Here is a 20,238-nt window from a genome sequence, read left to right as displayed (position 1 = left end):
GCCGAATCGTCGCTGGCCTCCTGACCCGCGCAACAGCGCCGTTCCCTCCGGAAGGGCCACCCGCCGTGGTGGGTTACGGCCTACTCCGGCGCGTGCTCGCGGGATTGTTCGGCGTCAGCCTCCCACCCCGTTCCACTCCGGACAACGGCGATGCCCAGATGGGAGACGCAAGAGAACGACCGCCACGCGACGCCCGTAAACGACCGCAGTCCCGAGGTCGGGGAGGCACCTCACATCATCGACGGGCGACCGAACCAGCGGAACGCCGGATTGACCTCAGCTCGTCGAAAACTCCCATTACTGACCAGGTGAAGCAGCTGACGCGCTGGCGAGACGGCCTGCGGCTCCAGTTGCGGGGACTCGTCATGAGGCTGGAGGAAGAGCTGACACGAGTTCAGGAACGAGCAGAGCAGCTGGACGGGGCAGCCGAGGTCAACAGAGTCTTGGAGGTCCATGACTCGATCATTCGCGCGAATGATCTCGGGGACTTGCTCGCTATGGCGGAAAGTGTGGCGGAGGAGATCGAGGCAGCCGAATCCCATCGTTCGGACGAGCTCCATAATTTCCTTGTCGTGACTAGGGACATTGGCGAGGAGGACGAGCGAGTCGTAGGCCCTCAGATGTTTTCCTCTGGCCTGGTAGAGGTCCTTGGCCGCGCATCCCGGCTGGTGGATCTCTTTGGCCAAGGGAAGGGCCTTGGCGATGCTCTCGCTCGCGATATTGCGCAGGCCCGTCCACTCCTCAGAGACCTTTCCTCGAACTTCGTGGGGAGTGAACTCCGGTTTGTTGACCTGTCCGAGATCGCTCTGGAGGGTGTGCGGTGGAGCACCGCTACTACCCGGTGGCCGCGTACGTGGGCTGAGCGGATCGCGCGTGCGTCCGAACCGGATGCGGAACGCCCGGACGTGTTCATAATCCGTGGTCAGCCGGAGCACACGCCCGCCTTCATCAGCGGCTGAACAGCCCAATCTTCGGAGGCGACGCGTGTGTCTTCGTGATCGACACGGTCAGATGTCGTGCTACGACGGATCACCGTCGGCCCCTTCACTCGCCCTGTACAGCGAGGGGACCATTGAGAGCAATACCGCCGCTAGGGAGGCCGTGATGGGGCGAACCAACGGCGACCAGGAAAACCGTGATCAACAAGAGGACGGCGACGTCCGCGACACCGGACAACCGGATTCCGGCAACGGACACGGTGACATGGGCGGCGGCCCGCCGGCCGACGACGATGACTGACCTTGCCGCGCTGGCCAGCACGCTGCGCCGCGAATGCGCCGAACAGATCGACGCCCGCGGCTACTTCACCAGCACGGAATGGCTGCGCGAGGCGTTCCTCGCCGTGCCGCGCGAGCACTTCGTACCCGACCGGGTGTGGTGGCCGGAACGCGACGAACAGGGACGGTATCCGCTGTTGGACCGTCAGACCCGGCCCCGGCAGTGGCTGCGGGCTGTCTACCGGCCCGGCGCCCCACTGATCACGCAGGTCGCCGACGGAACCGTGCCGCCCAACGCGCCCACCAACTGCGGAGAGTTCACCTCGTCCATCTCCTGCTCCCGAGTCGTGGTGTTGATGCTCCACCACCTCGATCCGCAGCCCGGTGAGACGGTGCTGCACATCGGCACCGGAACCGGCTACGACACCGCGCTGCTGTGCGCCCAAGTCGGCGAAGGCGGTGTCACGAGTATCGAGATCGACGCTGGTCTCGCCGAGAGTGCCGCTCAGCGCCTCAAAGATCTCGGCTACGCGCCCCCTATCGTTTCCGGTGACGGGACCGCCGACAACCTCGGCGGCGCTACGTATGACCGGCTCATCTCGACCGGCTGCGTGCAGCAGGTCCCCGCGGCGTGGGTGCAGCGTGTCCGCCCTGGGGGCCGCATCCTGACGCCGATCAGCACCCCGCTCGGCTCCGACGCACTGCTCACCCTGACCGTGGACCGCCAGGGCGGCGCCGACGGACACCTGGTTACCGCAGTGGACTTCATGCCGTTGCGCTCCGAGCGCGACCGCCGCCCCTGGAAAGAACTGGGGTGGCCGCGACTGCCCGACTACCGCGTCCGCATCGACCAAGACAAACAGCACATCAGCCTGGACTAGTCGGCCATGTAGGGTTGTTGACCAGTGTCCGGCTCAGACCGGCTGGATGACGAGCGAGAGGTTGGCGCCCTCATACCAGTTGAGGTCGATGACCGGCGACGGCGCTGCACGAACGGCGGGGGCAACGTCGGCGAGCACCGGGTAGTCGATGCCGAAATTACGGAGACGGTGTCGTCCGAGTCCTGCGGGCACATGCGGGTGGTGTTGCGCGTAGCGGCACAGCTCGGCCCAGGCCCGACGGGCGGTATACGTGAGGTCCAGAGCGCGCTCCCGGTCGGCTGCCATCAGGGCATGCCAGTGCTCCGCGTGCGGGCCGCCAGGAGGTGGCCAACCGTCCCCGCCCCGGCCGTGGTAGAGCCAGTTGCGCAGTGTGTCCCGCACTTCATGCAGCACAAGGTCACCGATCGCGGCATCCCGTGATGCGAGGGAGAGGCGCAGCGACTCCGCGCAGGCGGCTGTGACGAGGTCGCGGTCGGCCGGGAGTTCGCCGCGACGCTGCTCGTACCAAGCCACGATCGCCTCGGCCCACTCCCATGCGTCCACCCACGGCTCATGCCCGTGGTACTGCTCGTACCGTTCGGAGTGCCGGTGAAGACAAGTGCCCGGATCCATAACAGGCACCTTGTCATACGCAGCCGCGCACACACGAGATCTCCAACTCCTCACGCATGAAGGCGTTGTTCAGCCCGAGGCGCCGGCCTCACCAGCCTCCTACAAGCTTCCGTCCGCTCGTGAGGGCTACTGCGCCAGCAGCCACCTAGGGTCGCGCCGTCCAACGGTTCGCCAGCTCGATGGAACGAGCACGCGCTACTCAGCTGTCACCGCAGAAGGGCGAATGTCGCTGCGGCGACCATTGTCCCGAGGAAGGTGCCGGCGATGACCTGGTTGCGGGTGTGGTCGCGCAGCTCGATGCGGGACCAGCCGACGAGGACGACTAGGGCGTAGCCGAGCAGCATCCACGGGCCGTAGACCTGGATGAGCACGACGCATGCGCCGGCGGAGACGGCTTGGTGGACGGAGATCTTCCACACCAGGGTGACCGCGGTCAGCGCGGCGAGGGTGATCAGCATCGTGGCGACCAGGGCGGTCATCGCCTGCGGCGCGTGCAGGACGGCCATGAGGCCGATGCCGAGGAGTACCGAGGCGAGGACGACCGGCATGACCACGAGGCGGGCGGTGCGGGCCCCCACGTGCTTGTCACCCCAGTGTCCGCGCTTGACGCCGTAGGTGATGAACAGCATGGGGAGCACGGCGGTGAACAGTGCGCCAAAGGCACCCCAGACGACGCCACTCCATTCGGCCGTCTTCCAGCCGACCAGCAGGCTGACGGCGATGATCCAGGTACTGGGCGCGAGCCAGTCGGTGATCTGGCGGGCCAGCGGTGTATAGGGGCGTTCGTTGCCGGCGAGGGTCTCAGAGGTCATGCAGGAACATCCCGGGGTCGTCTCCGGGCAGCAGCAGTGGCGGCTGCGCCTGGGCGGCCAGCTTGGCCACGAGCGGGGTCATGCAGGCCCGGCTGACCTGCAACTGCCACGCCAGCTCCTCCTCGCGCGGCAGGTCGGTCCCGCCGGGCGTGGGGTGCCCCTTGCCGCCGATGACGGGCGTGCTGTGCGGCGCACTGCGGGCAGCAGCTGCGAGCCACACGGCCTCGGCGACCGCGCCCTGTTCTGCTTCGGGGACCCCGGCCTCGGCGGCCTGCTGCTTCGCCTTGTGCTGCACGGAGGCGGGTACGTACTCGCGCAGCCGGAGGGCAGCATCGCCGATCTCGATCAGCCGCACCTCCAGACGCCGGCGGACCTGCCAGGCAGAAGGCTGCGTCTTGAGGATGACCTGCGGCGCACTCTGGGTCACGCCGTGCCACAGCGGCTCCAGCTCGCGCAGCGCCTTCCAGTTTCGGTAGGTCTTCGCGGCCACGGAGAGGGGCGGGACACAGATCCCCACCGCGATGGTGGTGATGGCCGCGACCCGCAGAGAAGTGGAGATGCGGTTTTCCATGACGGGGTGCCTCGTATCGGTGAGGAGGTTGACGGCGATGAAGACGATGCGCTGCAGGGCGTAGAGGGAGCCGATAGCGGTGCCCAGGCTGAGCAGGCGGAGGCCGAGGCGGCCCCACCCGGTGCCACTGTGGCGGGCTCCGCCGAGGAAGAGCCAGGTGGCGACGACCATTGCGGTGCCGATGTAGAGGGTGAAGATCACCATGTAGAGCACTGCGTAGGCGGAGTAGGAGCCGCCTGCGGGAAGGGCCTGCGTGATCGGGCGCGCGTTGGCCAGCGCGTAGAAGACGATCATCAGCGCTACCGCCGCCAGGAGCGCGGCCTGCCGGAAACGGCGCGCCAGCCCCTGGGGCCGAACCACGGCGATGACGAAGTCCAGGCAGGTCGCGGCCGAGAACACGGCCAGCAGGTGCTTGAACAGCGGAGCGAGCCCCCGGAAGCCGACGAGGGCGTCGAGACCCTGCTTGACCGCCGGCACGTCGAACGTCATCGAGGCGGCCAGGGCGCCGAGCGTAATGGCCAGAGAGCGCTGCATGGCGCGCGAGTGCTTCGTGCTGTTACGGCGGAAGACCGGCAGACGCCACAGCGTCACCGCCCACAGCAGGAGGGCGACCAGGAGTGCGCTGCCCACGTTCAACGGCCTCTGCGCGGGTGGGCGAGGACGCCGTCAAGACGGGCGATCGTGCCCTCCCGGCCGGATGCGGATTCCGCAACGGCGATTTCCTCGAAGATCTCGCCGAGGAAATAGGCGGCCAGTTCTGCGTCGTGCTCCTTGTCGCTGTCGTAGCTGGTACGCCCCAGCATCTCGACGACTGCCGTGGGGTCGACCCCCTCGGGCATGATCGACAAGATTTCGGCGAGGAGCTGATCGCCGTTGCTGTGCCCCAGGAGCAGGTGGGCCAGTTCATGCCGGATGATCTGTTCGCGGTGGCGCTCGCTCGTGGCCGTCACGTAGAAGACGTAGTCCCTGCTCTCCAGGGAAACGATCACTCCACAGGGGGCGTGATTGCCGCCCAGCTCCGGCAGCGGGTGCAAATCAATCGGTCGGCCACGCTTGGCAGCCAGCTGCTCACAGACCTCACCCACCGCAGAGGGGTGAGATATCCGGATCCCTGCAAGCTGGCTTTCACACTGCTCGCGGAGCTGAGCTGCGTGGGCGCGAGCACGACGGTTGTACATTCAGCGAGTCCTTTGATCTTGCCCGCCCCCTGCTTCGCGTCACCCCTGCGCAGAACGCGACACGAAACACCTACATTCACCATGCAAACGCAAATGAAGGTCTCATACGCGAAGCGGCCCTGCCAAGCTGATCAAGCTTACGGTCGGCGAAAATGGCGGACTCGCGTGAGATGAATTACTTCTCGCCTTCTTCGAGCCCCTCAAGGCGCCTGGCCTGCTCGATGACGGCCTTGATCATTTTCAAGCTGTCGACGGAGAGGCCGTTGGCGCGAAAAGCCAGGCCGCGCACTTCGTTGTCCCCTACCGCCGAAATCAGATCAAGTGCCGCGCGGACACGTTCGGACGATTCGTCATCGAAGTCGGGGAAGAAATACTGCGGCGTCACACCGAAGTGCCGGGCGAGCGCCTTGACGGTATTGACTGTGGGGTTCGGTTTGGCGCCGGAACGCAGTTGGGCAATGGCACTCGGTGAAACACTCGGCCCCTCCGGGCCTCCGGCCTCGTGAATGGCCTGGGATACCTCGGCATTGGTGTAGGGCTTCCCGGTCCCCGGGTTCCGCACCGTGTCGAAGAGGTGGTTGAGCTTCTGCGCCAGGGTGAGCTGCGAGCCCTCAGCCTCGGCCGAGTCTCTCTCCTCGCCCCCGTTGACCTCCGGCATGACCCGGGACACCTCCTGTATGCGACAACGGAGTGCCACGGTACTTGAGTGTTCTCCGAGTGCAAAAGTTGATCACTGGGCGCACTCGGGTGTTGACATCACCGGTGTACTTCAGCATAGGGTCCTCGACCAGCGACACCAGAGTGCGCGACGGGGTCAGTGGCACCCCGCTCCCGAGAGCGTCAGCCCGGGGCCTCTGGTGCGCAGCGAGCTCCAGCCCACGCGGGCGGAGTCCTCCCACCTGAATCTCCGGACCGGGCCGCGAAGTGGCCTGAGAAACCGTGCGGCCCGAGTCCGGAGCCATCCCCTTGAAGGAGACATGCATGAGTGTTGCAGCACACGCTGCTCCGGCACAGCCCCGCCCCCGTAACAGGCGGCGTGTGGTGCTGGCTACGACGGCGCTGGCGCTGGGCGCGGGTGCGGTACTGGCGCCGAACGCCTCAGCGGCGGACCGGTACGGCCCCGGCTACTCCACGCCGGACGACCACGGCCGACCGCACGCCTCCCACCTCGGCGCCTTCGGCAAGCCCGCACCGTGGGCCAAGTCCGCGATAGCGCACGGGTACTGCGCGGACCCGACGCTGGCCGGCCCCGAGGCCGGCGGCCAGTACAGCAAGATCACCCCGTTCTCGTCCTGGACCTCGAAGGCCACCGGCGAGAAGGTCAGCAAGGAGAACTTCGCCGCCGCCTCCTACGTCCTGTCCCGGTACGGGGAGACCCAGGATGACCAGCAGGCCGCCGCCGTCGATGCGGCCACCACCTCGTTCCTGAACGCGGGCAGCTCCTACGCACTGCCGCACGGCAAGCGAGCCCAGGAGCGCCTGGCATACGGGAACGTACCCGCGAACGTGAAGACGAAGGCCGAGGGCTACATCGCCGAGGCGCAGCGGTTCGCCGGTCCCTACACGCTCACCATCCACGAGCCCGAGCACGTCCAGCCGGGCAAGGTCTCGAAGTTCACGCTGGAGGTCACCTCCGCTTCCGGACACAAGGTGCCCGGCGTGAAGGTCCACGCCGAAGCCAGCGGTGCGGCCAAGGCCGAGGGCGACATCGTCACCGGCAAGCAGGGGACCGCCACCGCTCTGGTCAAGCCGCAGCGCAAGGGCCAGGTCCGCCTGGAGGCGGCGGCGCAGGGGCTGCCCGCCACTACGTTGCGCGCCCAACTGCCCAGCAAGCAGCGGGCCCAGCGCGTGGTGATCCCCAGCGCGGACACCGCCAGTGCCCGGACCGCGGCGAACGTCGCCGCATCATCCCCGGAGCACTCGCAGCGACAGGAGGCCGGCGAGACGAAGCCGCAAGCCCGGCCGAAGCCGCGCACCGTGGCACTCAAGGCGCTGCCCAAGACCGGCGCCTAAGCCCTCCCCGGCCTCCGGGCCGGCCGCGACGGGGTGGGGCGGAGACCGCCGTGTCTCCACCCCACCCCGCCTCTTCAGCATCCGCACCCCACCGCTGGACATCTCATGCCCCACGCCCCCTCGCCCGATGACTCCGGGCGCGAGGACAACGCCCCGCGGCGGCGTCGCACCGCGTTTCTAGCCGCCGCAGCTGTCACTGCGGCAGGAGCCGCCGTCGCCGTAGGCACCACAACTCACGCCCCTGGAGCAGGGCAGCATGTCGCTGCGCAGCAAGCGCATCGTTCCGCCTCACCTGCCAATCCGCAGCCCCAGCTGCACAACTCGCAGCGCACGAACGGCGGAAGCCCGAAGCACAGCTCACCCACCGGGACGCCGGGTCCCGGCAGCCACCATCCTTCTGCCGCAACTCGCACAACGCCACACCACGATGTGGTGCGCATACCCGCACTGGGCAAGCACTGGTCCCAGCCCGTCCACGAAGGCATCTCCGAAGCGGACCTCAACCGGGGATTCGGGCACTTCCCCGGCACAGAAGAGCCAGGACAGGTCGGCAATTACGCGGTCGCCGGGCACCGGTCCGGCGTGTCCAACCCGCCGCTGCGCAACGTGGACCGGATCACCCGGGGAAGCACCATCACGGTCACCACCCCTGCACAGATGACCTACACCTACTCCGTCACCAAGGTGTCGACCGTGAAGCCGACCGATGTGAACGTGATCGCACAGGTGCCCGGCCGCCCCCACGCCCGGCCCACCAAGCCGGTGCTCACCCTGGTCACCTGCTGGCCGGCAGCCGGACACGCCAAGCGCGTGGTGGTCGAAGCCACCCTGTCCTCCTCCCCCAACAGCACGCACTGAGTGTGGGGCAAGCGGTGCATTCGGCTTCCTGGATCCCGCCGAACGGGACGTTCTGCCAGGCTCGTTGGCCCTGCGGTGCCGCAGCGCGGGATGTTCTTCTGAACCGGCTGGATAGGGCGAAGCACCGTGCATACGTTGCTGGTCCCCCGGCGCAAGACGCCGAAGTACAGCCGAAAGGAGGGGACATGAGGATCGCGGCAACGATTCGCCAGCGCCCCGGACCGCTCCGCCCGAATAACGCCCCGGAGATGTCCCGGTCACGCCCTGCGACTAGTACAGAGGTTAAGAACCAACTCTGGATCTTGACTCAAACTCATGCGTATGTTCGTCGTCCCCCGGGCACGCCCGCCCGGCACGACGAAGGCGAGGAACGAGTGGCACACGAAACGGACCGCGCAAGTCCGTAAACAGCGGCGGCGTCCGAGAGCGGGAACTCCCGGACGCCGAACGCTAAGTGGCGTACCCGCCCCGGCAAGGGCGGAGATTGCCAACCATCACCACGCTGATCCCTTCCACGGGGCGCGTCAGCGTGGCAACACGCGAAGGGGATTCTTGCATGCCTTCTGCCCTGCGCAAAAGGCCCGTCCGCAGGGCCTGCGCGGCAGCCACCTCCGTCTCGGCACCTGCGCACCCCGGGTCGGAGCACACCACCTCGGCCTCCTCGAGCCTCCGGCTCCGCCCCACCGTCGGGGGATGCCGATGAGCAGCGAGGCACGCGAGTGGGTGTGGGATCACAGTGCCAGCCGGGGCACCGCGCGCCTGGTCCTGCTCTCGATCGCCGACCGGGTGACCGATGCGCAGTGCGTCTCCTGGGCGTCGCTGTCCAGCCTGGCCAAGCGCGCGAACGCGTCCGTCTCCACGGTGCGCGAAGCTATCGACCGCCTGGACGCCGCCGGTGAGTTGGAGCAACTCGACGACCTCATCGGCCCGCAGCGCAGCACGGTCTACCGTCTGCCACTTGCCGCGAAGGCCCTGGCTGAGGCCGACAGCGAGCAGGACGAGCACGCAGATCAACCGTCGGCGGGCGAGCCCGAGGCGGGTCTGACGCTCCAGCTCTCGGCCCTGAAGCGGTGCGGAATCCGCTCCCGTGAGGTGCCGGAATCCCCCGCCAGGGGCCGGAAACCGGCAGTAGCGGAATCCGGCAGGTCGCGGCGGAAACCGGCACCTCGGCGTAGCGGTTTCCGGCATAGCGAGGTACCGGAAACCGGCACACAGAACCGTAGGGAACCGGATTCGAACCGGAACAGCAGTGGTGGCGCCGTCACTTCGGCCGCCGAATGGCAGGTCGACCCCGCCACCAGCGCCTGGGCCCGCCAGCACGGACATCTCGACCGCCTCGGCGAGGAGGGGCTGCAGGCAGCCGACGCCAAGTGGCGTACCCACCGCGCTTCGTGGAGCCCTCGCTCCGCCGCTGCCTGGGCCGCCGACTGGCGCTCCTGGATCTCCCGCGAGCACACCCCAAACCGCCCCAACCTCTCCGCCGTACCCGGCCAAAACCCCGCACAGCGTGGCGGTATGACGCGGGCTGATGCCCACACCGCCGCCCTCCTCGCCGCCCTCGACGAGCCGACCGGAACGGAGTAGCCACACCGTGGACCGCCGCGAAACCGCCGCCCTGCTGGCCTACATCGGCCGGCTCGACCCCCGCACCGTCCGCACCGACCAGGGCGAGGCCCGCGACCAGCTTGCCCAGTGGCACGAACTGCTCGGCGACGTACCACTGGCCACCCCGCACGGCTGGGACGCCCGCACCACCGCACGCCAGCACATCCGCAACTCGCCGTACCAGATCGTGCCCGCCGACGTCGCCCGCCCGTGGGAGAGCTACCGGCGCGAGCGCCTGAACCGGCACACCGACCCCACGCCGTCCGCCGATCCGGACGACCAGGCCGCCTGGACCGCCGAGCTGGTCGGCGCCCGCCGTGCCGTCGCCGCCGGCACCACTCAGCCCGCCCAGTCTCCTGCAATCACCAGCGGTCGTGACGGGGCCGACCCGAGGCTGGAGGCGCGACTGCGGGAGATCGGTTCATGCATACCGCCTGCTGTCCGCGCCGCCCTCGCGCCCTACCGGCCCGCCCGAGCAGCGCGTGAGGCGGCCGTCGCCCAGGGACAGCCCGACGCCCTGAGCGTCCGCTGCGAATGGTGCCTGGCCCAGCCCGGTGAGCCGTGCCGCCGCCGGAGGATCGGCCCCGACGACGGGGCACGCGGAACTGCTCCGCGCTCCACCCCGCACCCCAGTCGCCTCGGCCTCGCCGCCGCCCAGCAGGTCCCGCACCCCGCAGCGGCCTGACCGGCACGCCGGCCGGTGCATCCCGCCCGACGCACCACCGTCCCGCCCCGGCGGCGGCGCCCGCCCGTGCGCCGCCGCCGGTACCCGACGCCGCATCCGCCCAGCACCAGTCCCAGCGGCCGACGCGGCAGTTCACCGGAGACCATCCATGCGCCACATCACCACTCACGACGCGCCAGCCACCGGCCTGCGCAGCATCAGCGACACCAACTGGCACACCCGCGGCGCCTGCTACGGCATGGATCCCGAGGACGCAGACGCTGTTTTCTTCCCACGCCCCCGGGACCACGAAGACATCGCCGAGGCGAAGGAACTCTGCGGCTGGTGCCCGGTACGCCGCGACTGCCTCAACTACGCCTTGGAGAACGGCCTCAGGGACGGTGTCTGGGGCGGCCTGACCGAGGCCGAACGGCACCTCTGGCACAAGGACCTGCCCAAGCGCGTCGACTACCAGCGCGTGAGCGCGTTCTTCCACGGGCGCGATGTGCACCTGACAGCAGCCGAACGTCAACTCGTCATCGAACACGCCTACTTCCGCGACTGGCGGCCCGAACGGCTCGCCACCGCACTGAAGGTCAGCCGCCAGCACGCCCGTGACCTGCTCCGGGACGCCGCCAACGAGGTCTTCGACCGCGAACGTGACCAGGAGGAGCCCCAGCCCAAGAAGAAGCGGAAGAAGGCCACGCCAGCAGCAGACGGTCCCACGAACACCAGGCCCGGCACTCGGCAGCCGGCGACCCGCCCGGCGGCCTCGCCCTCGACGCGCTCCCCTCTCGGAAAGGCCGCATGACCCACCCCGCTCCTGTGCACCCCGCTGCTCCCGCCGGACAGAACGGGGGCGCACCTCACCATCTGCGCCCTGCGGCTGCGGTGTCCGCCAGGCACCTGAGAAAGGGCTACCGCAACATGATCGTCGCTGGTGCTGCGCTCGTGGCTGCGGTCGCCATGTCCGCCAGCGCCGTCTCCCTCGCCGCTCTGGGACGCGCCGTGGGCTGGAGTGACGTACTCGCGTGGTCGCTGCCCATGAGTGTCGACGTACTCGCGCTCGTGGCCGGGCTCGCCTGGCTCGCTGCCGGCCCCGGCCAGAACCTCGGTCGCATCTTGACTCTCATCACCGTGGCCGTCTCGGTCCTCCTCAACGCGGTCGGCCACCTGGTGTCCACCGGCCACCTCACGACCGGCCCGCTCCTGGTGATCCTCGTGTCGGCTGTGCCGCCGCTGGCTGCTGCCCTCGCCGTCCACCTGGGGGCCACGGTCAACGCGGACCGGTCCCATGTCCCGGATGCCCCCGAGGTGTTCCAGACCGTCTCCTCCGCACCGCAGGAATTCCTCGCCCCCGAGACCGCTCCGAAGAAGCGGGCCACAGCAGACCACCAGCGCCCTGACGCCAGCAGCACCGAGACAGCGAGCCAGCGTGGTCCGCAGCGCACCGGCCCGGCTGTCACGCAGACCGCTGAGGATCGGATGCGGACTGCGGACCACCCGCACACCGCGGACCACACTGCACAGACTGGACGGACCACCGGCCCACCGCCGGATGCTGCTCCTGCGGACCACACCACAGGCGCAGCGGACCAGCCGACCACTCTGTCCAAGGGCCCGGCGGGCCTGATCAACGAGCTACGCCCGCAGCACACGGCCACCGAGGCGGGCAGCACCGCAGGCCACACAGGAGTTGAACCGTCACGGCTGGCGGATCACGAGGAAGCGGACCGCGCTGGCGGGCCTGCCGAAGACGGCACCCACCACAGCGCGGACCATGCCGCCCCTGCGGACCATAGGCAGGCCCTGGACCAGCCGCAGGCGACGGACCACGCCGCGCGGACCACAGCTGAGGCAACCGAGTCCGCTCCCCCGGAGCACAGCACTGATGCTGCGGACCAGCGGACCACTCCCGCCGCGGACCACTCCGGGGACCGCGGGGCAGATGAGTCCGCCGCCGGTCCGCAGGGCGCGCGGACCACGGACCACGTCGAGAGCGCGACTACCGCGCAGACCACCTCGGCGGACCAGGACACCGAGGTCCCCGCAGAAGTGATCGAGGTCGCCCGCCAAGCTGCCCTCGCAGAGGGGCGGATGACCCGCCGGGCCATACGTCCGCACCTGCGTAACCACGGCATCAGGGTCAGCAACGAGATGTTCGGCGACCTTCAGGCCCGTCTGCACACAGACCCCGCACTACAGCACCTGCCCCGCACCCCCAGGAGAAGCCGATGAGGACCTGCGAAACCTTCAGTCGCATCAAGGCTGGTTACGAGCAGGACATCGCATTCCTGCGCAACCACTCCCAGCTCCACGACGGCACGCCGGCAGCGAAGAGGAGTGCCAGGGACGCGGGCGACGTGAAGCGGCGCATGGCGCAGGCACTCGTCCGGCACCACGAGCGCTGCCCGTTCTGCACCTGAGAGCCGCATAACTGCAGGTCAAGCAGCAGACCCATTCGTTCGGTTGGTGGCCCGGCTACATACCGGGCCACCAGCCGCGCCCCTTGGAGGAGTGTCATCCGCCCCCGACACCACCGCATGTTCCGCCCGAGCCATGCCGAAGCGACCGCCTGGGCAGATGTCCTGGTCCGCCACCAACTGCTGCACGCGACCGTCCTGATGCCGACCGGCCAGTGGCTCGTCCAGCACGGCGCCGACTCCCCCGTCCGCGTCCTTGCCGGCCCGGCCGCCCTGGTCGAACTCGCTGCGGAAATCCAGCAACGCATTCGCACCACGAGGAATCGCACCCGATGACAGACCCGTTCCCCCACCCCATCCATGCTCGTGAGGATCCAGAACCCAACTCGGTCTCAGACGGAGCAAGTTATCCCTTTGGATACTCCGCCCACGGCGGAGTATCCAAAGGCTCCCCTGCCCCGATGGGACAGGGGCTCGCCCGGCGCCGGGGGACGCCAGACGAGGAGGCTGCGACCGAGTGCGGATCGCAGCCACAGGAACAACAACAGGGGGCCGAGCACACCGCGTCGCCACGCACCCGACGCCGCAAGTACCAGCGACGCCAACGCCCCCACGTCCGCAACACCCGTTTCAGCGACGACGAGCTCGCCCGCGTGACCGCGGGCGCAACGGCCACCAACCTCACCCTCGCCGGCTTCCTCGCCCGCGCCGCCCTCACCGCCGCCCGCGATCTCGAACGAACCGCGAGCGTCGTCGCGGGCGAACGTGAGGTGATGGCCGAGTTCTTCGCCGCCCGCCGGCACCTCGGGCACGTCGGTAGCAACCTCAACCAGATCGCCCGCGCGATCAACGCCGGCGCTCACCCGCCCGAACTTGACGCAGTCATCGCGGTCACCGACCGCGCCGTCCAGCGCGTCCAGGACGCCACCGACCAACTCCTCCAGCGGAACTGAGACCACGACCAGCATGATTCCCAGGCTCCAGAAGCGCGGGAAGCGCACCATCGGTCTCCTGCACTACCTGTACGGGCCGGGCAAATACGAGGAACACATCGATCCGCACCTGGTCGCCTCCTGGGACAACAACGCGCCTGACCCCGGCCGCGACGACACCACCACCCTCAAACAGCTCCAACAGCTCCTCGACCAGCCCGTCCAGGTCATCGACGAAGCCGAGCGACCCAGGAAGCACGTCTGGCACCTGTCCGTACGCAACGCAGCCGACGACCGCACACTGTCGGACGACGAGTGGGGAGACATCGCCCGCCGCATGGTCGCCGCCGCCGGTATCGACGCCGCGGAAGAGGGCGCAGGCTGCCGCTGGGCGGCCGTACGTCACGCCGACGACCACATCCACATCGTCGCCACCCTCGTACGCGAGGACGGCTACAAACCCGACCTCGACCACGACGCCGCCCACGTACAGCGCCAAGCCCGCGAGCTAGAGGTGGAGTTGGGGCTGCGCCGCCTCAACAAGGGCGACGGCACCGCCGCAAAACGCCCCACCAGCGCAGAGCGCCACAAGGCCAAACGCCAAGGACGGGACCGGACCGCGCGTGAAGAGCTGCGCGAGACCGTGCGCCGTGCAGTGGCTGGCACGCGGAGCGAGGAAGAGTTCTTCGACCGGCTCGCCGGCGCCGGCCTCCTGATCCGTAAGCGCGTCGCCCCCTCCGGAGACCTCCTCGGATACAAGGTGGCTCTGCCCGACGACCGCAATAAGGACGGCGAGCCGGTGTTCTACCCCGGCGCGCGCCTCGCTCCCGACCTTTCGCTGCCACGCATACGGGAGCGTTGGGCCGGCGACGGCCAGGACCAAGACAACCCAAATCCCCGGCAGGTGGATGCTGTTCATGCGGGCCCGGGTGCTCCGGCCGCCGCGCGGCGACGGACAGCGTCGGCCGCGTGGCAGGCCGTGCTCGTCGTCGAGCGCGGCGACAACGCGACCGCCGCTGCTCAAATCGCCGCCGCCGGTGAGGTCCTGGACGCTCTGGCGAAGACCTCTGCCGCCCACACGCGCCGTGAACTGCGCGACGCGGCTTGGGCGTTCGAGCGCGCATCCCGCTCTCGCATCCGTGCCGAGCGCGGGCACGACTGGGCGCTGCGGCAGGCCGCCCGCGAGCTCGTGCGCGGCGGTCCCGTGCTCGGCCGGGGCGAGGACGGGGCGACGACAGCGATGGCGATCGACATGCTGTTCTTCCTGATCACCGCCGCCGCGCACTGGCACGCGAAGAAGGGGCACGCGCAGCAGGCCGCCGCCGCCCGCCAGGCTGCCGCACACCTGCGCGCCGCCTACCCGGCCGCCGCCGCACAGCCCCTCGGAGTCCTCTATCAGCGCGGCCAGCGACTCCACCGGGCTGTGCTAGAGCGGCAGTCGGCGCTGCTGCGGGAGGCACTGCCGGGGCTGGCCGACCAGATCCTCACCGAGCCCGGCTGGTACGCCCTGGCCGCGACCCTCACGGATGCCGAAGCCATCGGCCGCGACCCGGCCGCCCTTCTGTCGGGCGCGGTAGAGCGCCGCGAACTCGACACCGCGGAGTCGGTGAGCGACGTGCTGGTGTGGCGGCTGCGCCGACTGGCTGATCTGCCAGCCGACGCCTCTGCTGCGCCCGAGAACAGCACGGTGACGGGCCCGTCCCCCACGCGTCCGGCAGCGTCTCATACCACCAAACCTGGCCGGCATCCCGGGGAAGAGACGGCGAGCAACACCCGATGAGCCCCCACGGTTGGTGCGGCAACCGCCTCACGTCCCCGCACGACGGGGACTGTTGACTTTGTGAATTGAAGCTGAGCCGGGGCATGGGGCACGATCATGAGGCGTGCAGGAGGAGACGGGGAGGACGTCAGGGTGTTTCACCGGATACGTCGCCGGGCGGCGGAGCCCAGCGAGATGCAGCGCCGTTTCGTTGAGCTGTCGGCACGGCTGGAGGGGCAAGTGCCGCCGGAGGTCGAACAGGCGCAGGCAGAACGGACCCATGCGGCGCCGGCCGCCGTGATGGACGACTTTCTTCCACCCGAGCTGCGGGTGCCGAGCCACGACCAGCTCGACGGCCGGATGATGCCCTGGAAGCAACCGCTCATCCTCGACGGCGAGATGGTCTCCTGCGGGGAGTGCGGCGCGTACCGGGACTGGCTCCTCCTCTCCACCCGCGACCAGGTCTGGCTGCGCTGCCGGGCAGGCCACCAGCAGCACGAGACGCGTCTCGACACCGCCTGGTACAACCGGCACGCCGGCCCCGCGGACGCGACGCACAGCACCTTCGAGGACTGCCTGCGCCACCTCGGTCACTAACCCCCACTCCTACGACCACCGGGCCCGCGCGCCCGTACTGACCACCCGTCACCTAGCACCAAGGGGTCAGTACACCCATGCGCGTTCGCGTCGCCACCACCGCCCTCGGCGTCACCGCCGCTCTCCTCGCCGTGCCCGCCTGCTCCACCGACACCACCAAGGCCACTCCCGAATCCGCCTCCTCCGCCCCAGCAGGGAAGCCGACCGAGGCCGACCAGCAGACCGCTTCGCTGTCGTCGGCCGCGCTGAAGACCCGCCTGCTCGACAGGAGCGACCTCGGCAGCGGCTACCTGCGCAAGCCGGAGCGTCCCACCCGACACGACGACGTGACCGTGGTCGGCTGCCCGGCCCTGAGCAAGCTGGGCGGCGATGCGGCGACCGGTGGCTCGCTCACCTTCCCCCGCAAGGCGAAGACCACCTTCGCCTACGCCGGCGGCAGCAACTCGGAGGTCTCCGAGGAGCTGTACAGCGACAGTGCCAAGAAGCTGTCCGGCGGCACCGGCCGAATCTTCGACGCCATGACCGGCTGCCCCACCTACCAAGTCGTCGCGGGCGGCTCCACGATCGACATGGCCTCGCAGGAGCTGACCGCGCCCCGCGGGCTCGGGGATGAGCAGTGGAGCCAGCTCCTGACGTTCTCCACCGGTGGGCAGAGCACCGTGGTGAAACAGACCGCGATCCGCGACGGCAACCTGCTGCTGATCATCTCCGGTTCTCCGGCCCTCGTTGACCGTCACCTCGAGAAGGCTCTCGCCAAGGCGACAACGGCCAACTGACCGCCCCGACATGCTGCTGCCCCCGACCGTGACGGTCGGGGGCAGCAGCATGTCGTGCGCGCGAGTGTTCCGGACCGAGAAGCAAGAAGCCCGGCCCTCCATTCGGGAGAGGCCGGGCTGTGCACGTCGGAGGAAGGCGACCGGAGGGCGCTGGTTGTCGCAGGCAGGAAGAGCGGCCCCTTCCCGCGTGATGGGCCGCTCTTCCTGCCTCGGTTCGTGACCACCACAAGGGCTTGTCCGGGGTCAGCTCAGGTCGCGGTACTGTCCGCACTTCGCGTCTTCGGCGGGCATTCCGACCTTCTTCACGCACACGCGGAGGCGGTCGGCTTCGTTGTAGAGGACGCCGGAGCGGGCCTCGTAGTCTCCGTTGTCCGTCGGGTCCCACCAGTCGTCCACGCTGATGGCCTTGCGCCACTTACCCTGCCCGTACTTGTCGCTCTGCAAGGAGACCTGCATGTCAGGGCTTTTCGTGGCGGCGAAGCCGTAGGACATGGCGGCCCTGCCTTTGACGATGATGTGGGCCCGGGTGTTCTTCCCGAAGCTGACGCTGTATCCCTTGGCGGGCTCGCCGTTGCGGGAGGACTCGTTGAAGTCGTAATTGGCCTCTGCGCCGGGGTCGAGCATGTAGTCCAGCTCCTCCTTGCCCGAGCCGTTCTGCCAGTGGCCGCCTGCGTCCTCACGCATCCAGTCTCCGCACTTCTTGAAGGCGAAGATGGTGGAGGTGATGCAGCCTCTGATGGAGGTGTTGCGGTTGTCGAGTACGCCGGTCTCCAGGTGCCCACCTTCACCGTCGTCGTCATCGATCCAGCGGTCGAAGCACTTCTGGCCGCTCTTCTTGTCCTCGACGTAGATGCGGATGTGGTCTTCCTTGGGCCGGTAGATGCCGTATGTGTCCTCGCGGAGGACGTGGGCCTGCCAGAGCTGCATCTGCCTGCCGCCGTGGATGGGGTTGTACTTCGGGTTGCCTGGGGAGAGTTCGGCGTGGTCCCAGTCAAAGCCGCCCTCGTCGCAGCTGGACGACGGTGCAGGGGACGCGGGAGCTGTGCCGGACTGGGCGGCGGCGGTCACGCTGCTGGTGGCCAGCCCGCCCGCCGCGATCAGCAGCGAGGCGAAGCCGATTGTGGCCGTGCGGTACTTTCGCATGCAGGTGTCCCCCTCTTGGCGCGCCACTGTCAGATACTCCGGAGTGATGCTCCTGGGCGGACCGGGGGGCTACAACGTGTTTCGGTGCGGCCCGAAACAGGGTGTCGTCTCCCACGCGTGTCGTTGTCGGCCAGCAGCCGGGAGGCCGTGCGCGCGCTGGGGCGCTTGCCCTTCCGCCCGAGGGAGCTGACGAGACGTTCGGCGTACCAGTCGACTCCCGAAGCTTCCTAGCTCGCCGGCGCGCGCAGGAGCTGCTCCCGAGTCGTCTCGGGCAGCATCTGGCGCAGGACCGGTGCCGTCGAGCTGAGGGACGCCGCGAAGGCGGCCACGAGATCGTGCGGGACGCTGGGTCCGAAAGACACCGCCCACAGGTATGGTGCGCCGAGCGCGGGCGCGGCCCACGCCTGCCAGCCGACCGGCCCCGCTTCATCAGCCTCGGTGGTCAGGGCGCGGGGATCGGCGTCCTGGATGAGGGGCGGCACCTCACCAAGGCTGAGGTGCGAGGTGAACGTGGGGTCCGTCGCCCCGGTATGAGGCTGGTCGACGTCGCGGAGCCAGCCATGCGCGGCGACGGCGTTAAGGACCAGCTCGGGGCCGGCGATCGGCACGGCGGGCGCGTTACGGGCATCGAGCGCGAGGAGGAAGTCGACCAGGACCTCCCCGGGGACATCGGGAGTGAAGTAGGCCGACCACTGAGCGAGCGGGCTGCTCGTGTCCGAACGAGCGCAGACCTGCCAGGCGATCGGCCGTTCCCCAAGGTGGAACGGCTCGTCCGCCAGGACCCACTGGGCCCAGCGGAGCGTGTCCGGGCTGATGTGCAGAACGGTGCTGCGCAAGACCTGCCGGTCCTCCGGCGCCTCGTCCAACTCGTGTCGCCCGCGGACGATCGTCAGGCTCGTCCAACCTAGGTCGGCGAGCGCATCGGCCACAACGTCGTAGGGCAGTCCGTCATCACCGGCCAAATGCCGAGGGCCGACCCAGCACGCGGGCTGGGCGCCGTTCGGGGCGGACGGACCGAGCGGAAAGTCGGGGTACAGGGGCATCTCCAGGAACTCGGTGCGGTGCTACTTGCCGCCTGCGCTGCGGCGAGGACGGCGCGGGGGTGCGTGAACGGGACCCTGCCAGGCCAGCGCGACGGCGACCTCGGGCGGCAGATGGCCAAGCTGCGTGGCCTCGTCCTGCCCTTCAGCGAGGTAAACGACGGTGCGGCCGGTCTCATCCACGGACCGCACGACCTGCGCAAGGCGATGTGCCATCGGGAAAAAGGGGTTCATCGCCTGGCGCACCGGAACGCTCCGGTCGCAGCCGGTCAGCAGGTCGATGAGATCGCCGACGGTCATCTCCGTGTGCGTCACGAACAGCCTCCTTGCATGAGGGAAAACCGTGAGGGTGAGTGGTGGAACCGGCCTGCCGCGGGCAATCAGCGAGCCGCCCTCTGACGTGAACTCCCGGCTGGTGCTGCGGTATTACGCACGCCGCGATGTCTCCAGCACGCGCGTCACGGCAGCAGCGACGATGTCGGCTGGCGTCTCGGTATCGAATGACAGCTGGTAGCCGCGCACTTTGGCCGTGCCGGTAACGGCGATCTTCCACCCCTCATCGTCGGTGCCGGCACGACCGAGCGGGAACCAGCCGAGGTAGAAACGGCCGTCCTTCGAGCTGACATGCACGTCCGCGCGGTCATCCACGACGAGGTTGAAGTCCTCGACGGAGAACTGGTCCATGACGAGCGCGGGTTGGCCAGGACCGAGCTGCCACTCGCGCAGCCGCAGGGCTTCGACGGTGGTAGAGAAACCGGGGCCAACGGGAGCCATGGACACGGGCATACACCTCTCTGAACTGGTGTTTTGCGAGGTCGTTTACGTTGACATGGCCTCACACACGTTGGCCAGTCATTCCGCGCTCCTTCTGTCTGCCCCCAGCGAATTGCCGCGCCCACAGATCTGCGGTATCTCAGACCCTGTGGCCGAATCTCATGCCAGGTGGCCACTCAACGGCCGATTGGTCACGATTGCGAGTCCGACTGGTCACCCTGTTCGCCCTCTGGGTGAGTCGAGGAGGGACGACAGGACCGGGTAGGGGCGCAGGGCAGCCACACGGCCAGCACGGATCTCGTCAGCTGCGCTCCGGGGAGCTATTGCAGACAGGACCGGCGCCGACTTTGATCGCATGAGCCCGGAGATCACACGGTTTCGGT

General features: G+C 68.8%; 24 protein-coding genes. 14 read left to right on the top strand and 10 right to left on the bottom strand.

Going from position 1 to position 20,238, the window contains the following annotated elements:
- Positions 1-230: 230 nt before the first annotated feature.
- A complete protein-coding gene (locus AC3AGO_RS31380; protein WP_487823651.1) occupies positions 231-935 on the bottom strand; it encodes a hypothetical protein in 705 nt (234 codons plus the stop codon).
- A 169-nt stretch (positions 936-1,104) separates the two neighbouring features.
- On the opposite strand from AC3AGO_RS31380, the gene AC3AGO_RS31375 reads away from it, so the two are divergent.
- Both AC3AGO_RS31375 and AC3AGO_RS31370 read left to right on the top strand, forming a co-directional pair.
- Entirely contained in the window at positions 1,105-1,239 is a 135-nt protein-coding gene (locus tag AC3AGO_RS31375) for a hypothetical protein (protein WP_487823650.1), read from the top strand.
- Entirely contained in the window at positions 1,232-2,098 is an 867-nt protein-coding gene (locus AC3AGO_RS31370) for a methyltransferase domain-containing protein (protein ID WP_487823649.1), read from the top strand. The genes AC3AGO_RS31375 and AC3AGO_RS31370 overlap by 8 nt, the downstream gene beginning before the upstream one ends.
- A 33-nt stretch (positions 2,099-2,131) precedes the next feature.
- On the opposite strand, the gene AC3AGO_RS31365 is transcribed toward AC3AGO_RS31370, so the two are convergent.
- The 5 genes from AC3AGO_RS31365 to AC3AGO_RS31345 form a co-directional block, all read right to left on the bottom strand.
- Positions 2,132-2,710, bottom strand: a complete 579-nt coding sequence (locus tag AC3AGO_RS31365; protein ID WP_487823648.1) for a hypothetical protein — start codon at positions 2,708-2,710, stop codon at positions 2,132-2,134.
- Between the two features lie 206 nt (positions 2,711-2,916).
- A complete protein-coding gene (locus tag AC3AGO_RS31360; RefSeq protein WP_487823647.1) occupies positions 2,917-3,522 on the bottom strand; it encodes a hypothetical protein in 606 nt (201 codons plus the stop codon).
- On the bottom strand, positions 3,512-4,723 hold the full coding sequence (locus AC3AGO_RS31355) for an MAB_1171c family putative transporter (protein ID WP_487823646.1): 1,212 nt from the start codon (positions 4,721-4,723) through the stop codon (positions 3,512-3,514). Before AC3AGO_RS31355 ends, AC3AGO_RS31360 begins: the two co-directional genes overlap by 11 nt.
- A 2-nt stretch (positions 4,724-4,725) precedes the next feature.
- The gene (locus AC3AGO_RS31350) at positions 4,726-5,082 is read right to left on the bottom strand and encodes a hypothetical protein (RefSeq protein WP_487823645.1); all 357 of its coding nucleotides are present in this window, start codon (positions 5,080-5,082) and stop codon (positions 4,726-4,728) included.
- 364 nt (positions 5,083-5,446) lie between these two features.
- Entirely contained in the window at positions 5,447-5,929 is a 483-nt protein-coding gene (locus tag AC3AGO_RS31345; RefSeq protein ID WP_487823644.1) for a helix-turn-helix domain-containing protein, read from the bottom strand.
- Between the two features lie 323 nt (positions 5,930-6,252).
- On the opposite strand from AC3AGO_RS31345, the gene AC3AGO_RS31340 reads away from it, so the two are divergent.
- From AC3AGO_RS31340 to AC3AGO_RS31285, 12 genes are all read left to right on the top strand, one after another.
- Positions 6,253-7,284: a hypothetical protein gene (locus AC3AGO_RS31340; RefSeq protein ID WP_487823643.1), complete on the top strand. Its 1,032-nt coding sequence runs from the start codon at positions 6,253-6,255 to the stop codon at positions 7,282-7,284.
- A 432-nt stretch (positions 7,285-7,716) separates the two neighbouring features.
- Positions 7,717-8,142: a class E sortase gene (locus tag AC3AGO_RS31335; protein WP_487823642.1), complete on the top strand. Its 426-nt coding sequence runs from the start codon at positions 7,717-7,719 to the stop codon at positions 8,140-8,142.
- Positions 8,143-8,841: 699 nt separating this feature from the next.
- A complete protein-coding gene (locus AC3AGO_RS31330) occupies positions 8,842-9,726 on the top strand; it encodes a helix-turn-helix domain-containing protein (protein WP_487824882.1) in 885 nt (294 codons plus the stop codon).
- 7 nt (positions 9,727-9,733) lie between these two features.
- Positions 9,734-10,432: a zinc finger domain-containing protein gene (locus AC3AGO_RS31325; protein ID WP_487823641.1), complete on the top strand. Its 699-nt coding sequence runs from the start codon at positions 9,734-9,736 to the stop codon at positions 10,430-10,432.
- Positions 10,433-10,580: 148 nt separating this feature from the next.
- Positions 10,581-11,222 (top strand): WhiB family transcriptional regulator, encoded by a 642-nt coding sequence (locus AC3AGO_RS31320; protein ID WP_487823640.1) that lies wholly within the window; start codon positions 10,581-10,583, stop codon positions 11,220-11,222.
- 116 nt (positions 11,223-11,338) lie between these two features.
- The gene (locus tag AC3AGO_RS31315; RefSeq protein ID WP_487823639.1) at positions 11,339-12,649 is read left to right on the top strand and encodes a DUF2637 domain-containing protein; all 1,311 of its coding nucleotides are present in this window, start codon (positions 11,339-11,341) and stop codon (positions 12,647-12,649) included.
- Complete coding sequence (locus AC3AGO_RS31310; protein WP_487823638.1) at positions 12,646-12,837, top strand: hypothetical protein; 192 nt, start codon at positions 12,646-12,648, stop codon at positions 12,835-12,837. The genes AC3AGO_RS31315 and AC3AGO_RS31310 overlap by 4 nt, the downstream gene beginning before the upstream one ends.
- Positions 12,838-12,954: 117 nt before the next feature.
- The gene (locus AC3AGO_RS31305) at positions 12,955-13,170 is read left to right on the top strand and encodes a hypothetical protein (RefSeq protein ID WP_487823637.1); all 216 of its coding nucleotides are present in this window, start codon (positions 12,955-12,957) and stop codon (positions 13,168-13,170) included.
- A complete protein-coding gene (locus tag AC3AGO_RS31300) occupies positions 13,167-13,787 on the top strand; it encodes a MobC family plasmid mobilization relaxosome protein (RefSeq protein WP_487823636.1) in 621 nt (206 codons plus the stop codon). The genes AC3AGO_RS31305 and AC3AGO_RS31300 overlap by 4 nt, the downstream gene beginning before the upstream one ends.
- Positions 13,788-13,800: 13 nt before the next feature.
- Positions 13,801-15,546: a relaxase/mobilization nuclease domain-containing protein gene (locus AC3AGO_RS31295; RefSeq protein ID WP_487823635.1), complete on the top strand. Its 1,746-nt coding sequence runs from the start codon at positions 13,801-13,803 to the stop codon at positions 15,544-15,546.
- 174 nt (positions 15,547-15,720) lie between these two features.
- Entirely contained in the window at positions 15,721-16,122 is a 402-nt protein-coding gene (locus AC3AGO_RS31290; protein ID WP_487823634.1) for a hypothetical protein, read from the top strand.
- A gap of 77 nt (positions 16,123-16,199) precedes the next feature.
- Positions 16,200-16,898, top strand: a complete 699-nt coding sequence (locus tag AC3AGO_RS31285) for a hypothetical protein (protein WP_487823633.1) — start codon at positions 16,200-16,202, stop codon at positions 16,896-16,898.
- A gap of 243 nt (positions 16,899-17,141) precedes the next feature.
- On the opposite strand, the gene AC3AGO_RS31280 is transcribed toward AC3AGO_RS31285, so the two are convergent.
- The 4 genes from AC3AGO_RS31280 to AC3AGO_RS31265 form a co-directional block, all read right to left on the bottom strand.
- Positions 17,142-18,041, bottom strand: coding sequence for a hypothetical protein (locus tag AC3AGO_RS31280; RefSeq protein WP_487823632.1), 900 nt, complete (start codon positions 18,039-18,041; stop codon positions 17,142-17,144).
- 227 nt (positions 18,042-18,268) lie between these two features.
- Complete coding sequence (locus tag AC3AGO_RS31275) at positions 18,269-19,090, bottom strand: SPDY domain-containing protein (protein WP_487824881.1); 822 nt, start codon at positions 19,088-19,090, stop codon at positions 18,269-18,271.
- A 15-nt stretch (positions 19,091-19,105) separates the two neighbouring features.
- Positions 19,106-19,396 (bottom strand): hypothetical protein, encoded by a 291-nt coding sequence (locus AC3AGO_RS31270; RefSeq protein WP_487823631.1) that lies wholly within the window; start codon positions 19,394-19,396, stop codon positions 19,106-19,108.
- Between the two features lie 111 nt (positions 19,397-19,507).
- Positions 19,508-19,867 (bottom strand): SPDY domain-containing protein, encoded by a 360-nt coding sequence (locus AC3AGO_RS31265; protein WP_487823630.1) that lies wholly within the window; start codon positions 19,865-19,867, stop codon positions 19,508-19,510.
- Positions 19,868-20,238 lie beyond the last annotated feature (371 nt).

It is taken from the genome of Streptomyces sp. BL1 (assembly GCF_057628045.1).
Note: the sequence above shows the minus strand (reverse complement) of the source record. Positions and strands in the feature narration are given on the sequence as shown.

Excerpts from the sequence above, each read along its gene's own strand:
- AC3AGO_RS31375 (WP_487823650.1), top strand. The coding sequence starts at position 1,105 with ATGGGGCGAACCAACGGCGACCAGGAAAACCGTGATCAACAAGAGGAC.
- AC3AGO_RS31370 (WP_487823649.1), top strand. The coding sequence starts at position 1,232 with ATGACTGACCTTGCCGCGCTGGCCAGCACGCTGCGCCGCGAATGCGCC.
- AC3AGO_RS31365 (WP_487823648.1), bottom strand. The coding sequence starts at position 2,710 with ATGGATCCGGGCACTTGTCTTCACCGGCACTCCGAACGGTACGAGCAG.
- AC3AGO_RS31360 (WP_487823647.1), bottom strand. The coding sequence starts at position 3,522 with ATGACCTCTGAGACCCTCGCCGGCAACGAACGCCCCTATACACCGCTG.
- AC3AGO_RS31345 (WP_487823644.1), bottom strand. The coding sequence starts at position 5,929 with ATGCCGGAGGTCAACGGGGGCGAGGAGAGAGACTCGGCCGAGGCTGAG.
- AC3AGO_RS31340 (WP_487823643.1), top strand. The coding sequence starts at position 6,253 with ATGAGTGTTGCAGCACACGCTGCTCCGGCACAGCCCCGCCCCCGTAAC.
- AC3AGO_RS31330 (WP_487824882.1), top strand. The coding sequence starts at position 8,842 with ATGAGCAGCGAGGCACGCGAGTGGGTGTGGGATCACAGTGCCAGCCGG.
- AC3AGO_RS31320 (WP_487823640.1), top strand. The coding sequence starts at position 10,581 with ATGCGCCACATCACCACTCACGACGCGCCAGCCACCGGCCTGCGCAGC.
- AC3AGO_RS31315 (WP_487823639.1), top strand. The coding sequence starts at position 11,339 with ATGATCGTCGCTGGTGCTGCGCTCGTGGCTGCGGTCGCCATGTCCGCC.
- AC3AGO_RS31310 (WP_487823638.1), top strand. The coding sequence starts at position 12,646 with ATGAGGACCTGCGAAACCTTCAGTCGCATCAAGGCTGGTTACGAGCAG.
- AC3AGO_RS31305 (WP_487823637.1), top strand. The coding sequence starts at position 12,955 with ATGTTCCGCCCGAGCCATGCCGAAGCGACCGCCTGGGCAGATGTCCTG.
- AC3AGO_RS31300 (WP_487823636.1), top strand. The coding sequence starts at position 13,167 with ATGACAGACCCGTTCCCCCACCCCATCCATGCTCGTGAGGATCCAGAA.
- AC3AGO_RS31295 (WP_487823635.1), top strand. The coding sequence starts at position 13,801 with ATGATTCCCAGGCTCCAGAAGCGCGGGAAGCGCACCATCGGTCTCCTG.
- AC3AGO_RS31290 (WP_487823634.1), top strand. The coding sequence starts at position 15,721 with ATGCAGCGCCGTTTCGTTGAGCTGTCGGCACGGCTGGAGGGGCAAGTG.
- AC3AGO_RS31285 (WP_487823633.1), top strand. The coding sequence starts at position 16,200 with ATGCGCGTTCGCGTCGCCACCACCGCCCTCGGCGTCACCGCCGCTCTC.
- AC3AGO_RS31280 (WP_487823632.1), bottom strand. The coding sequence starts at position 18,041 with ATGCGAAAGTACCGCACGGCCACAATCGGCTTCGCCTCGCTGCTGATC.
- AC3AGO_RS31265 (WP_487823630.1), bottom strand. The coding sequence starts at position 19,867 with ATGCCCGTGTCCATGGCTCCCGTTGGCCCCGGTTTCTCTACCACCGTC.